The organism is Acinetobacter sp. SAAs474 (genome assembly GCF_032823475.1).
In the GTDB taxonomy this organism is placed as follows: Bacteria; Pseudomonadota; Gammaproteobacteria; order Pseudomonadales; family Moraxellaceae; genus Acinetobacter.
Genome location: NZ_CP127915.1, coordinates 2,523,989 through 2,538,158, shown reverse-complemented (window position 1 = coordinate 2,538,158; position 14,170 = coordinate 2,523,989). Strand labels below are relative to the sequence as shown.

Annotated in this window: 14 protein-coding genes and 1 pseudogene; 9 read left to right on the top strand and 6 right to left on the bottom strand. The window is 36.9% G+C overall.

Annotation, left to right across the window (positions count from 1 at the left end; genetic code table 11):
- Positions 1 to 126: 126 nt before the first annotated feature.
- Positions 127 to 720, bottom strand: coding sequence for a Maf family protein (locus tag QSG86_RS12890; RefSeq protein ID WP_317031867.1), 594 nt, complete (start codon positions 718 to 720; stop codon positions 127 to 129).
- The gene (locus tag QSG86_RS12885; RefSeq protein ID WP_317031866.1) at positions 720 to 1,103 is read right to left on the bottom strand and encodes a DUF2237 domain-containing protein; all 384 of its coding nucleotides are present in this window, start codon (positions 1,101 to 1,103) and stop codon (positions 720 to 722) included. The genes QSG86_RS12890 and QSG86_RS12885 overlap by 1 nt, the downstream gene beginning before the upstream one ends.
- Before the next feature lie 142 nt (positions 1,104 to 1,245).
- On the opposite strand from QSG86_RS12885, the gene QSG86_RS12880 reads away from it, so the two are divergent.
- From QSG86_RS12880 to QSG86_RS12865, 4 genes are all read left to right on the top strand, one after another.
- Positions 1,246 to 2,433 carry a phosphoglycerate kinase gene (locus QSG86_RS12880; RefSeq protein ID WP_317031865.1) on the top strand — a complete coding sequence of 396 codons (1,188 nt, stop codon included), beginning with the start codon at positions 1,246 to 1,248 and terminating at the stop codon, positions 2,431 to 2,433.
- Between the two features lie 219 nt (positions 2,434 to 2,652).
- Entirely contained in the window at positions 2,653 to 2,910 is a 258-nt protein-coding gene (locus QSG86_RS12875) for a hypothetical protein (protein WP_410487500.1), read from the top strand.
- 152 nt (positions 2,911 to 3,062) lie between these two features.
- Entirely contained in the window at positions 3,063 to 4,100 is a 1,038-nt protein-coding gene (gene fba, locus QSG86_RS12870; RefSeq protein ID WP_317031863.1) for a class II fructose-bisphosphate aldolase, read from the top strand.
- A 250-nt stretch (positions 4,101 to 4,350) separates the two neighbouring features.
- On the top strand, positions 4,351 to 5,208 hold the full coding sequence (locus QSG86_RS12865) for a DMT family transporter (RefSeq protein ID WP_317031862.1): 858 nt from the start codon (positions 4,351 to 4,353) through the stop codon (positions 5,206 to 5,208).
- 140 nt (positions 5,209 to 5,348) lie between these two features.
- On the opposite strand, the gene nfsB is transcribed toward QSG86_RS12865, so the two are convergent.
- Positions 5,349 to 6,002: an oxygen-insensitive NAD(P)H nitroreductase gene (nfsB, locus tag QSG86_RS12860; RefSeq protein ID WP_317031861.1), complete on the bottom strand. Its 654-nt coding sequence runs from the start codon at positions 6,000 to 6,002 to the stop codon at positions 5,349 to 5,351.
- A gap of 210 nt (positions 6,003 to 6,212) precedes the next feature.
- Between nfsB and QSG86_RS12855 the strand changes: the two genes are divergently transcribed.
- Together QSG86_RS12855 and QSG86_RS12850 are read left to right on the top strand one after the other, a co-directional pair.
- Positions 6,213 to 6,932, top strand: a complete 720-nt coding sequence (locus tag QSG86_RS12855; protein ID WP_317031860.1) for an MgtC/SapB family protein — start codon at positions 6,213 to 6,215, stop codon at positions 6,930 to 6,932.
- A gap of 406 nt (positions 6,933 to 7,338) precedes the next feature.
- On the top strand, positions 7,339 to 7,548 hold the full coding sequence (locus QSG86_RS12850; protein WP_317031859.1) for a cold-shock protein: 210 nt from the start codon (positions 7,339 to 7,341) through the stop codon (positions 7,546 to 7,548).
- 59 nt (positions 7,549 to 7,607) lie between these two features.
- On the opposite strand, the gene QSG86_RS12845 is transcribed toward QSG86_RS12850, so the two are convergent.
- Both QSG86_RS12845 and QSG86_RS12840 read right to left on the bottom strand, forming a co-directional pair.
- Positions 7,608 to 8,327 (bottom strand): UDP-2,3-diacylglucosamine diphosphatase, encoded by a 720-nt coding sequence (locus tag QSG86_RS12845; protein ID WP_317031858.1) that lies wholly within the window; start codon positions 8,325 to 8,327, stop codon positions 7,608 to 7,610.
- A gap of 67 nt (positions 8,328 to 8,394) precedes the next feature.
- Positions 8,395 to 8,904, bottom strand: coding sequence for a peptidylprolyl isomerase (locus QSG86_RS12840; protein ID WP_317031857.1), 510 nt, complete (start codon positions 8,902 to 8,904; stop codon positions 8,395 to 8,397).
- Positions 8,905 to 9,070: 166 nt separating this feature from the next.
- On the opposite strand from QSG86_RS12840, the gene QSG86_RS12835 reads away from it, so the two are divergent.
- From QSG86_RS12835 to QSG86_RS12825, 3 genes and pseudogenes are all read left to right on the top strand, one after another.
- A complete protein-coding gene (locus tag QSG86_RS12835; RefSeq protein WP_317031856.1) occupies positions 9,071 to 10,795 on the top strand; it encodes a glutamine--tRNA ligase/YqeY domain fusion protein in 1,725 nt (574 codons plus the stop codon).
- A 207-nt stretch (positions 10,796 to 11,002) separates the two neighbouring features.
- Positions 11,003 to 11,842: pseudogene (locus QSG86_RS12830) on the top strand (RNA-guided endonuclease InsQ/TnpB family protein); the annotation flags it as partial.
- A 238-nt stretch (positions 11,843 to 12,080) separates the two neighbouring features.
- Positions 12,081 to 13,067: an IS110 family transposase gene (locus tag QSG86_RS12825; protein ID WP_317030947.1), complete on the top strand. Its 987-nt coding sequence runs from the start codon at positions 12,081 to 12,083 to the stop codon at positions 13,065 to 13,067.
- A 241-nt stretch (positions 13,068 to 13,308) separates the two neighbouring features.
- Here QSG86_RS12825 and QSG86_RS12820 read toward each other — a convergent pair whose 3' ends face one another.
- Positions 13,309 to 13,854, bottom strand: coding sequence for a lecithin retinol acyltransferase family protein (locus tag QSG86_RS12820; RefSeq protein WP_317031855.1), 546 nt, complete (start codon positions 13,852 to 13,854; stop codon positions 13,309 to 13,311).
- Positions 13,855 to 14,170: the final 316 nt, after the last annotated feature.

Sequence of the window (14,170 nt, the reverse complement as noted above, 5' to 3'; positions counted from 1 at the left end):
CCGCTTGAATTTTACTCAGATAAGGCTCTGTAAGCATCAATCTGAGTAAAATTGTACTGATATTCAATACACTTTTTTTATAAATATTTTTAAGCATATGAATTTTTGGATTGATGAAGAACCTTTCTAAGGTATGGCCAAATGTAGTTTTCTTAAAATATTACACAGTTGAATCATGGGCATACCCATTAGTGTGGTTTGATCTAGACCATTCATTTCTTCAAATAAGCTAATCCCCAAACCTTCACATTTAAAGCTTCCAGCACAATGCAGTGGTTGTTCAATGGCGACATAGCGTTGAATCTCATCTAAGTTCAGTTTTCTAAATTTAACTTTATAATGTTCAACAATAGTATGTTCAAACTGTTGCGCGCGTAGTTGTACACTAAGTGCGGTACTAAAATACACAATTTTATCTGAGTTGGCTTGTAACTGCTGAATGGCTTTCGTTTCTGATAGCGGTTTACCAATAAAAACATCTGGTGCACCTTCACGCCAAGCGACTTGATCTGAACCAATCACAATAGCATCTGGATATTGTTGTGAAATATGTGCTGCTTTCTCAAAAGCCAAGCGTTTTGCCAGATCGTCAGCATGAGCGTCATCGCGAGGAGACTCATCAATATCGGGCGCAATAACTTGATAGTCAAGTGGCAGGCGATTCATTAATGTTTGACGTGTTTGACTACTTGAAGCCAAAATAATACGAGGTTGAGTCATTACATTGCATATTCCATAAGAACATCAAGCGAAACATATGATAGTACCGATTGATGACATGCTTCTAATTTAAGGGGAGGTGCTTTTCCTGCTTGATAGGCATCTACCCATCGTGTGACACAAATACACCAAAAATCACCAGGTTGAAGTCCGATAAAGTCAATTTCAGGAATCGGTGTAATTAAATCATTGCCTGTTTGCTGTGAATAATTTAAAAATTCTGATGTCATTTGAGCACATACAGTATGTTGACCAGAGTCAATCGGCGAAATATGACAAAATCCATTTCTGAAATAACCTGTGATTGGTGAGTAGCAGCAACTGGCTAAAGGTTGTCCGAATACGTTAAATCGATTGATGTTCGGCTCAGGATGTATAGACATATTCTAGCTATTTCAATGTGACATCCCTCTATCATAATCAAAACTCAGACTTTCGCCATCTTTTCTATAAAAAGAAACTAACCTTTTTTTGTATAATCATTTAGAATCTGTGCGATTTTTAAATATATAAAGTGAGCTATACATGAACTTTCAACGTATGACTGAACTTGATTTAGCAGGTAAGCGTGTTTTGATTCGCGAGGATCTAAATGTTCCTGTTAAAAATGGTGTGATTACAAGTGACGCACGTTTACGTGCAGCATTGCCGACAATTCAAGCAGCTATAGATCAAGGTGCTGCGGTAATGGTGTATTCACATCTGGGTCGTCCAGTTGAAGGTGAGCCTAAAGCTGAGCAATCTCTCGCACCTGTTGCAGCATATTTAACACAAGCACTTGGTCAAGAAGTGCAATTACTAACAGATTATCTGGATGGTGTAGAGGTTGCTCCGGGTCAAGTTGTGTTGCTTGAAAATTGCCGTTTTAATGTAGGTGAAAAGAAAAACAACCCTGAGCTTGCTGCCCAATATGCTGCGCTATGTGATATTTTTGTTATGGATGCTTTTGGTACAGCACATCGTGCTGAAGCATCTACTGAAGGTGTGGCGCGTTTGGCAAAAGTTGCTGCTGCAGGGCCATTGCTTGCAGCAGAGTTAGATGCTTTAGGCCGTGCATTAAAAACACCAGAAAAACCAATGGTTGCAATTGTAGCGGGTTCCAAAGTTTCCACTAAACTTGATGTCTTGACTTCACTCTCTGAAATTTGTGATCAGTTGATTGTCGGTGGTGGAATTGCCAATACTTTCCTCGCAGCAGCAGGATATAACGTTGGTAAATCATTATGTGAGCATGATTTAATTGATACAGCCAAAGCGATTGCTGCCAAGGTTTCTGTACCATTACCAACAGATGTGGTAGTTGCTGATGCATCAGAAATTAATTTTGCTGACTTCTTAGGTTCTTTGGCTATGGCAAAAGCAACAGTGAAAAAGGTGGCAGATGTTACAGATAACGATATGATTTTGGATGTAGGTCCAGAAACAGCCCAAGCTTTTGCACAAATTTTAAAAACATCTAAAACAATTCTCTGGAATGGTCCAGTTGGTGTGTTTGAAGTGGATCAATTTGGTGAGGGAACCAAAGCACTTTCTTTGGCAATTGCTGAATCAGAAGGTTTTTCAATTGCTGGCGGTGGTGATACGCTAGCTGCAATTGATAAATACCAAGTTGCAGATCAAATGGGTTATATTTCTACGGGCGGTGGTGCATTCCTTGAATTTGTAGAAGGTAAAACGCTGCCAGCTGTTGCAGTATTATTAGAACGTGCTTAGTTTATAATTTTACTCGATGTGCCAATCAGTCCTGTTACTGATTGGCATGTTTAACATGTTAAAATCAACCATGAATTAAAATAAAGTTCACTTTTTGTGATGAACAAAAACAATTTTTCAATATTTCTGCAATCTTCTGTTGATCTAGACGTCATGAAAATGAAATATATTTGTCATATGCTTTTTTTGCTTTATAAAAGTTTGCCTTGAGACATCATGATGAAACCATTTTCTTTAATCGCAGTCATAATTGGAACTTCTTTGTTTTTAACCGCATGTGGCCAAAAAGACAAGGCGCCTGAAACGCCAAGTAGCAGTGAGGCATCAGCAGTAGCTGTTGAGGCTATTTCACCGCAGCAGCAAAGTGCAATTGATTCTGTTGACCAGCCTATTTTAGATGAAAAGAATAAGGATGTACCTGCTGATATTGCCAATGCACCAGCAGATGCCGTTACACCTCACCAAGACCATAATTAAAAAAATTTAAAAATATGATGGATATAGCGTTAAATATTATCCAAATGTAAAAAAGTCCTCGAATAAAGAGGACTTTTTTTTAAAAATCATCAAATGTTGCTGAATTGAAATAAATCACAAGGTAGAATAGGCCCACTACCTGGGAGGATATTATGGCTCTTATTTCATTGCGCCAGCTCTTGGATCACGCCGCTGAACACAATTACGGCGTACCAGCGTTTAATGTAAACAATTTAGAACAAATGCGTGCAATTATGCTTGCAGCAGATGCAACCAATTCACCTGTAATTGTGCAAGCATCAGCAGGTGCACGTAAATATGCAGGCGCACCTTTCTTGCGTCATTTAATTTTGGCAGCGATTGAAGAATGGCCACATATTCCAGTGGTTATGCATCAAGATCATGGTACTGATCCAGATGTTTGCCAGCGTTCTATTCAATTGGGTTTTTCATCAGTAATGATGGATGGTTCTTTAGGTGCAGATGGTAAAACACCAACATCATATGAATATAATGTGGATGTAACACGTCGTACTGTACAAATGGCACATGCTTGTGGTGTTTCGGTAGAAGGCGAAATTGGCTGTTTGGGTAGCCTAGAAACAGGTATGGCTGGTGAAGAAGATGGTGTGGGCGCAGAAGGCGTACTAGATCATTCACAGCTGTTAACTTCAGTAGACGAAGCACGCCGTTTTGTTGCAGATACTGATGTTGATGCATTGGCAATTGCTGTAGGTACATCTCATGGTGCGTATAAATTTACTCGCCCACCTACAGGCGATATTCTGGCAATTGACCGTATTAAAGAGATTCATGCAGCTTTACCAAATACACATTTGGTGATGCATGGTTCAAGCTCGGTGCCACAAGAATGGTTAGCTGTGATTAATCAATATGGCGGCGATATTAAAGAGACCTATGGTGTTCCTGTGGAACAACTGGTTGAAGCCATCAAGCATGGTGTGCGTAAAATTAATATTGATACCGATTTACGTCTAGCTTCTACGGGAGCAATGCGTCGTATGATGGCTGAAAAACCAAGTGAATTTGATCCACGTAAATTCTTCAGTGCAACTGTAGATGCAATGCAACAAATTTGTGTTGATCGTTATGAAGCATTTGGAACAGCGGGTCATGCCGATAAAATTCGCCCAATTTCTTTAGAGAAAATGGTGAGCCGTTATAAATAATCAGTATAATGATTGATAAAAAGCCCACATTTTGTGGGCTTTTTATCTGGAAAATTATTACGATTTTAGCAAATCTGCATGCTGAGTTAATCTGAAGCAGAGGATCTGTTGATCTGTATTCATAATGAACGCTATAAGATTGATGTGACATAAATGGCGAGTAATCTGCTATGTGAGCATGTTAGCCAAATCGTCAATGATGAGGCAAGAATTTTAGTTAGCATCAACTTTTGAATTGAAGAATTTAGACATGGAACTGATTTTTATTGCAGCACTGTGCAGTGTTGCTGTTTCAATTTTATTAAAAGTCTGTAGCAACACGGGGTTTATTCCTTTGCAAATGATTGCTTGGAATTATGCAGCTGCCAGTGTTTTGTGTTTTTTTTGGTTCAAGCCAGATATTGTCCATCTTTCCTTCACGCATACGCCGTGGTTGTTAATTGTTGCTTTAGGGGGGTTATTGCCCAGTGTATTTTTGTTTTTAGCCAAATCATTACAAACAGCGGGGATTTTAAAGACAGAAATTGCACAGCGCTTATCCGTAATTTTATCTTTAAGTGCAGCATACTTTATTTTTAACGAACAGTTTAATCACTATAAATGGTTGGGCATTGTTTGTGGCATATTGGCCATAGTACTGATTCTTTTTTCACAGCGTTCCTCAACCCAATTGACAAAAGATCAAGGTATACTTTATCTAATATTGGTATGGATAGGCTATGCTTGTATTGATATTTTATTAAAATATACCACAGGTCTAGGACTGCAATTTACCGTTGCATTGAATTTGGTATTTGTTGCTGCATTTATATTGGCTTTAAGTTATATCAAATTAACATGCGGTCATTTTGGTCAAAGAAAAAATATTGTTGCTGGTTTAGGATTAGGCGTAATTAATTTTGCCAACATTGCCTTATATGTGAAGGCACATCTATTGCTTAAAGATACCCCTGCAATCGTGTTTGCCACCATGAATTTGTTGGTTGTTATATTCGGTGTAATGAGTGGGCTACTTTTTTTTAAAGAAAGATTAAAAGTATCAGCAGCCATAGGTTTAATTTTGGGAATATTCAGCGTTGCCTGTCTGGCTTATGCAATGACAGCTTAAGTCGATCATGATACGTTTTATACTGAAACATGAAGATTAATTTGATACTGAATTAGGGTATTGCGATTGATCTGCATGCGTCAACATATCGTAGGCATTGCAGATCAATACTGTATGGATGCTATTTTATCTCTGCGATATTATAATGTTGTAAAAATATCTTCGGCTTTAAATCGTGATTTAGGTAGCTGTGCATTGAAATCTTGGTCACTATGAAAACCGAGTGTTAAAATCACAGAGGGAATAAGTCCTTGTTCAGGCAAATGTAATTCATTAGATAAAATCGCTTCATCAAAGCCACCAATCGGTGTCGCATCAATATGTTCAATACCTGCTGCCAATAACATTTGACCTAAAGCGATAAAGGTCTGATTTTCTGCCCAGCGTTGAATATCACCTTTTTCATGACGATAATATTCTATATAACCCAAACGTGTTGCTTGTTGAGCTTGTTTTGCAGCGGCATCTTTAAAACGGCCATTTAAATCATCAGATTCCAGCAATTTATGCAAATGTGTCTGATCAATATCTGCTTTGGTACAAAATACAATGGTATGAGAGGAATCTAAGACTTTTGCCGCATTATAGCTATATTGAGCAACCAATGCTTTGGCAATACGTGCTTTAGCCGGCGCATCATCAGCAATAAAAAAATGCCAAGGCTGAATGTTAATTGATGAAGGGGTGTATCTTAATACTTCAAGTAAACGTTCAAATTGTGCTGGTGGGATTTTTTTGCTTGAATCATAGGCTTTGGTCGCATAGCGAGTTTTTGAAACATTCAATAAATCCATGAAATTTTCCTTAATCAACTGATGGTGATGTGAATACATCATATCGTATCGGTTGTGATATTTAGTGTATGTATGTCATAAATTATACATAGATTTCTATGACCATTATGCAAAGTTAATTTTGAATTACCAATTCAATACTTTAATTTGTTAAATCATCATTTGCTTGATATATATGATTTAAAATAAACCTTAAGATGATGAATGAGTATGGCATTAAAATTTTTACAACATGTGCAAACGGATCATTTCTTAGATACATTGGTGAGTTTAGTGGTCGCCTTTGTTTTGGGGGGATTAATTGGTTTTGAGCGCCAATATCGTCAACGTACCGCAGGTTTGAGAACCAATGTGCTGGTCGCCTTAGGAGCTGCGATATTTGTTGATATTGCAGTTGCATTAAATGGTAGTGATGGTGCAGTAAGGGTGATTGCATATGTTGTGTCAGGCATTGGTTTTTTAGGTGCTGGTGTGATCATGCGTGAAGAAGGCAATATTCATGGCTTAAATACGGCAGCAACATTATGGTGTTCTGCCGCAATTGGTGCAGCAGCAGGAGCAGACTTGATTATTGAAGCACTGTTGGCAACAGGCTTTATTCTGGCAGCAAATATTTTATTACGACCAATTGGTCACGCTATTGATCGTCGTCCGTTAGATGACGATACCGAGTTATTAAATGTAATTTATATTATCTGCGGACGACAATTTAGTAAATTGGTCATGGATAAGTTGGATCAGGCTTTAATGCAATATCATTATCCTCCACAAGATATTGAGGTGGAGCCTTTTGGTGACGAAGATGTTGAAATTGCAGCAACTTTAATTGCGACATCAACCAATTCGGAAGATATCAATCATATTATTCAGTTATTAAATGATATGCCAGAAGTACGCCATGCGTATTTAGATAAAAATAGTTTAGCCTAAGCATTAATCTGGATCAGTAATTTTCATGCGCTAAATCAGAATGACTTTACGCAAGGCAACGCCAGTGATGTGTTATTGCTGGCATCTAGAGAAGACGTGAGTAAAATCATTAATGGCTTAAAAATAAAAATGAATTCATCGTGATATCGTGCTGATTTGGTTTGTTTTTAAATTCAACCTATAGGTAATTTGTAATACTTTTAATCGCATTAATCGGATTATTGATTCGATTTTTTCTTGAATTAGTTGAAAAATGATGTATATTAAGCCTTGAGTATAACCATTAAAAAATTTTGTAACTCTTTAATCTTTTTTTCGTTGCCATTTATTCATCGTTTTCTAGATTTATCCTGTTTCAAATTTTCTATTGATTACTTATTTTAAAAAATTTTATTTGGAAACTCATATGTCAAATGTTTTAACTGGCACGGTTAAATGGTTTAATGAAACTAAAGGTTTTGGCTTTATTGCTGTAGATAATGGCCCTGATGTGTTTGCACATTATAGCGAAATTCAAACTAGTGGTTTTAAAGTGCTTAATGAAGGTCAACGTGTTCAATTCGAAGTAGTTGACGGCAAGCGTGGCCCACAGGCAAGTGCAATTCGTCCACTATAAGTTGATGAAAAGTAAAATAAAGAGCTGTTAAGCTCTTTATTTTTTTGGCTAACATTCTTCTAATAATGCCATGATATCAATTTTAAATTGGCGAACTCATCTGGTGAGTTAATTTGTAAAATTTGTGCGTTATTTTCTCTCCAATCACCTAAAACAATACGCAATTTTTGATTTTGCTGATGAATCGCAGGACGATGTGTATGTCCGTGAATTAAGATATCAGCATTGCTAAGTGCCTTTTCAACGGCAGCAGCATTTACATCCATAATTTGATTTGATTTGATTTCTTTGGCAGCTTGGCTTTTTTGACGAAAACCTTGTGCTAGTTTTTGTCTAAATTTTAGTGGTGTTTTACGTAATATACTCAATAAAACTGGATGACGGATCACTTTTTTAAAGCGCTGATAAGCAATGTCATCTGTACATAATGCATCACCATGCTCGATACGAATTGAATACTGCCCAATTTTTAATGTTTCTATTTCAGGCAGTAAATGGCCACCAAATTGGTCTAGAAACTGCTCATGCAACGCAAAATCACGATTTCCAGCTTGAAAAAAAATTTGATTGTTGGCTTGGGTAAAATTTTGTAGATGTTGAACAATTTCATCTAGCCAAGCTGAAGTATCATCATCACCAATCCAGGCGTTAAACCAATCTCCGAGGATATACAACTGAGTATTTTGATGTTGATACTTGTCTAATAAATCTAAAAAACCTCGTACTAGACGAGGATGTTTAGGTGACAAATGTAAATCTGAAATAAACAGATAGGTCACAGTTTTTTCCTTTAATCTCGTTAACCCTGCCAAATCGTTGAATTTTAAGCAGGGTTAGCGTGTAAAATTATTCAGCAATAATTTTAGCAGATTCGATAACAATATTTTCTAAAGGTACGTCTGCATGGTAACCACGATTACCTGTGCGAACAGCTTTAATTTCATTGACTACATCCATGCCATCAATCACTTTACCAAATACAGCATAACCCCAACCTTGAGCTGTTTTACCGGTATGGTTCAAGAAACTATTATTTTTAACATTAATAAAGAACTGTGCTGAAGCAGAGTGTGGTGCTTGTGTACGTGCCATTGCAATAGTACCTTCATCATTGCTTAGGCCGTTATCTGCTTCGTTTTCAATTGAATCACGTGTTGCTTTTTCTTTAAAGTTTTCATCCATGCCACCACCTTGGATCATGAAACCATCAATTACACGGTGAAAAATAACGCCATCATAGAAACCATCACGGACATACTCTAAAAAATTAGCGACAGTTTGTGGTGCTTTTTCACTGTTTAATTCAAGAACAATACGTCCTTTGTTGGTATTTAATTCGACTTGAGGAAAACTCATTGTACAATCTCCTAAACATGGGCATTAAAGCCATGGGTTTTATGGTTGAGAGAAGCATAAGCAAACTGTAAACTACAAGGCAAGTAAAAATGCGATTTTCTTTTGTTAAAAATGAAGAAATGCGTTTTAATTATCCTAATTTTAATTTTGAAGTGATTTTACTACTATGAAGCCAAATGATGTTGTTTCATCTCTGCCAAACAATCCGACAACACAAAATAATGCCTCCGTCGAAGCTGTGCAGCAAGAACAACAGCCAGGCTTAGACTTTATTCGTCAGGTGATTACTGGTGACTTAGAGGCAGGCCGTACTCAAAAAGTCATTACACGTTTCCCGCCTGAGCCAAATGGATACTTACATATCGGTCATGTAAAGGCCATTTGTCTTAACTTTGGCATTGCGCAAGAGTTTGCAGGACTCTGTAATCTTCGTTTTGATGATACCAATCCAAATGCTGAAGAACAAGAATATGTGGATGGTATTGCACATGATGTTAAATGGCTAGGTTTTGATTGGAATGGTGAACCTCGTTATGCATCCAGTTATTTTGATCAATTATATGCATGGGCAATTCAATTGATTGAACAGGGTGATGCCTATGTTGATTTACAAACAGCTGATGAGATTAAGTTAAATCGAGGTAATTTTAACGAGCCCGGTAAAAATTCACCTTATCGTGATACCTCTGTTGCAGATAATTTGGCTAATTTTGAAAAAATGAATAATGGTGGTTTTGGTGAGGGAGAAGCGGTGCTTCGTGCCAAAATTGACATGAGTTCTGCCAATGTTCATATGCGTGATCCAATTTTATATCGTGTCTTGCATGCTGAACATCATCAAACAGGAAGCAAGTGGAAAGTGTATCCAATGTATGATTATGCACATCCATTATCAGATGCCATTGAAGGGATTACACATTCACTGTGTACATTGGAATTTCAAGATCATCGTCCATTTTATGATTGGGTGGTGGCTAAAGTTGGCACCAAAGATGTTCCACGTCAATATGAATCGAGCCGTTTAAATATCGATTATACAATTACGTCAAAACGTAAATTACGTCGCTTGGTTGAAGGTAAATTTGTCAATGGTTGGGATGATCCTCGGATGCCAACTGTAGTTGGTATGCGTCGTCGTGGTTTTACGCCAGAAGGCTTACGTGATTTTTGTAAGCGTGTTGGTGTATCGAAATCGGATGGTATTGTCGATGTCGCGATGTTGGAATATTGTATTCGTCAATCACTAGAGAATACCGCATCACGTGGTATGGCAGTGTTGAATCCACTTAAAGTGACTTTAACGAATTTGCCTGAAGCGCTTGATTTGGTTCATGCACGTCATCCTAACGTTGATTTGGGAGAGCGTATTATTCCTTTAACTTCTGAAATCTATATTGATCGTAAAGATTTTGAAGAAGTACCACCTAAAGGTTTTAAACGGTTAATTCCAAATGGTGAAGTGCGTCTGCGTCATGCCTATGTGATCAAGTGTGATGAAGTGATTAAAGACGCTCAAGGTGAAGTTATTGAGCTGAAATGTTCAATTGATCCAGCAACACTGGGTAAAAATCCTGAAGGCCGTAAAGTGAAAGGCGTAATACATTGGGTTTCTGCAACTCAGGGTGTTGCTGCTGAAGTACGTATTTATGATCGTTTATTTACAGAATCTGATCCTGAAGCAGGCGAGGATTTCCTCAGCAATTTAAACCCAGACTCATTAAAAATCGTTCAAGCAGTCATTGAGCCAGCATTGGCGCAAGCACATGCTGAGGATCGTTTTCAGTTCGAACGTGAAGGGTATTTTGTAGCAGATCAGTATGATCATTGTGCTGAAAAACCTGTGTTTAATCGTATTTTAGATTTAAAAGATAGTTTTAAGCCTGCAAAATAAGATTGTAGATCAAAGTTTTTACTTTTTCGATCATCAGGTATCATAAAAAGCCCAATCCCAGTATTGGGCTTTTTTATCAAATTGAGCGTAAAACCTCGTCTTTTAAGACGTGGATATAAGCAAGTGGCGTTAAGCCATACGACACTCTATGACGCATAGCCTCGACTTACAACGCTATGCGTATTTTCTTTGTACTATAATTAAGCTATGAAGACTCTTAAAATCCGTATAAAAGACAAACACGTTAAGGCACTTAATCAATTAGCGTCAGAGGTTAATTTTGTCTGGAATTATGTAAATGATTTGAGTTTTAAGCATTTAAAAAGAAAAGGTGAGTTTCTTTCTGCATACGATATTGCTAAGTACACAAAAGGCACATCAAAAGAATACAATCTTCATAGTCAAACAGTGCAAGCTGTTACAGAAGAATTGGTTATACGCCGTAAACAATTTAAAAAAGCTAAATTAAATTGGCGTGTTAGTAATAAAAAATCGGCTAGACGTTCTTTAGGATGGATACCTTTTAAAAAGTCCGCTATTCGATATGCCGATGGTTTTGTTCAATATGGTAAAACTCAATTCAAACTATGGGATAGCTACGGATTAAGTAAGTACACGGTTAAAACTGGATCGTTTGTAGAAGATAGCCGTGGGCGTTGGTACGTGTGTTTAGTTGTTGAATCAGTCAAACAACAAACACAAGCGAAACAAGCCATAGGGATTGATTTAGGCTTCAAAGACGTTGCTACATGCTCGGACGGTACAGTCATTAGTAATCCTAAATATTATCGTCAATATGAGCAAAAACTAGGGATTGCACAACGGGCAAAGAATAAATGCCGTGTACGTGCGATACATGCAAAGATTAAAAACAGCCGTCAAGATTACTTGCATAAGGCAAGCACTAAGCTTGTTAAAGAAAATGCACTCATTGTTGTTGGCAACCTGAGTGCTAAAAAACTTGTAAAAACTAAAATGGCTAAATCTGTTTTAGATACAGGGTTTTCAGCATTCAAAACAATGCTCAAGTATAAATGCGAGAACGCCCTTGCGTAGCAGTGCTACTTGTATCTTGATTGATATAGTGATTAGCTACCACTATACGCAAATTGTAGAGTTTGGAGTGCTGCTAAAATCTTAAATTTGAACCTGAGATAAAACCTACAATTTGCCCTTATCCCTCATACAACTCTGAACGGTAACTAAGCACTTTGATGCTGTATTCACAAGGTAAGATGATGGTTAATGGGATAAAAATCATAGCTTAAACTCAAGGAATATCACTATGATTATGCTAGGTATTGATGTCAGTAAAACCAAAATAGATTGTTGCATTTTCCCTCAAGGTTTGACTGGAAAAAGAAAAAATAAAATATTTACTAATACAGAAAGTGGCTTTGGCAGTCTGCTCAAATGGCTCATCACTCTTAAAATTGAACCTGATCAAGTGACAGCAATCATGGAAGCGACTTCGGTTTATCATGAGAATTTGGGATATTATCTATATGATGCAGGTGTAAAGGTTTGTGTGGCTAATCCTTCACGAGTAAGAGCCTTTGCCAAAGGCATGTCCATGCTAAATAAAACGGATAAAGCTGATAGTGAAGCTCTTTCACGTTATGGTTACACCGCAAAGTTAATCATATGGCAGCCTGAACCTGAAAATGTCAGATTATTAAAAGCTTTACTAGGCAGACGAGATGTCTATCTAGGTAGTCTATTGCAGGAAAAGAATCGACTTGAAAAGGCGCAGTCCACTCATACCTCCGTTGTTGTGATTAAATTATTTGAAGAGAATATTGAGTATTTAAATCAGCAACTTGAACATATTGATAAGTTAATAAATAATCACATAGATCAAGATCCAACATTGAAACAGGATTTGAAATTACTGCAAACTATTCCTTCAATCGGTGAACGATCAGGCTTATTACTGTTGGGGTTATTTCATTCGCACAAGTTTGAAAAAGCAAGTCAAGCTGCTGCATATGTAGGTTTGGTTCCAGTACATCAGTTGTCTGGCAGTTCAGTCAACAAGCAAAGTCACTTATCAAAAGCAGGTGACAGTAAAATACGCTCAGTATTGTATATGTCGGCATTAACAGCGATTAAATATAATCCACACATTGAAGCTTTATATCAACGATTATTAAGCCAGGGTAAAAATAAAATGTGTGCTTTAGGTGCTGCAATGCGCAAGCTTATACATCTGTGTTATGGCGTTTTAAAACATCAGACTGCCTATCAAAGAGATTATTTAGTGGTCGAATAATCTCAAAACCTGATTGACTACCAAGACGGTATCTCAGGACATGAGCGTCTAGCTGTAGGAATCTCCGTCCTTTAGGTCGGAGAGGATGTCAATGTACTGTCCCGTTCTAAAATAAGTTTATATCTTAAGATTCAATATAGATGCACTTTTCGTCTTAGCTATAGCGCGATCATATGTACTATCTTTAATTGATCGATCAGTAGCAAATTCATAATACTGATTATTTAATTTTATTAATGAATTATCGATTTTTATGCTGTTGATTTTTAAAGTAGGTATAGGATGACATTTTCATTTTTGCTTTTTGGCGTAGTTTTTTCTTGATATATAATACCAGTGCAAAACAGGTAGTGGTTATCGTTAAGATCATACTGTTCATATAGCTCATTACTGAACTGACATAACCAATCGTGGTTAAGCGATTCATCATTCGAATCACTTGTGGGCTACTTTCTATGCCGGTAATGGCCCAAGTGCATAGATGTTCACAATTATTAATAATTAAGTGATAGTTATTTTCATGCATACGACTGCGTATACGTCGTACAACTTTACGGCCAGTATATTTTGGATTGTTATAGTATTGAATTTTAATTGGTTTTCCAAAACTAAATTGCTCAATTGAGGTAATTTCAATAGGATGTTTTTTAAATAAATGTGCAAAACCAGAGTAGTGAATGACACGTCCACGACCAGCATAGATACCATGATGGCTATAACCAAAATGTTTGACAATCAAATGGGCGCCCAAGGGATATCGTATCTTGTGTTGTTTGTGCTTTAGCATCCTAAGAATGACCAAAATAAAAAATAAATGTCATTGATAAATGAGTTTACGTTGAGTCATGATGTTTGGCTCTCGCATCTCAGCATATAAACTATTGATGATTTTATCAATATTATGTGGTAAAAATATAATAAAAGTTAGTATAAATTAAAGTGATATTATGACTTATCTAAGATGATAAAACCAACATATCCAAGATCAAAATTTAAGTATATCTTAAGGGAACGATTGCAATTTAGCAAATCAAATCGCAGGAAGATATCGAGTATTCTCGCTGTATTTGATTGATTGATATTTAGTCAAATTTTATCACTTA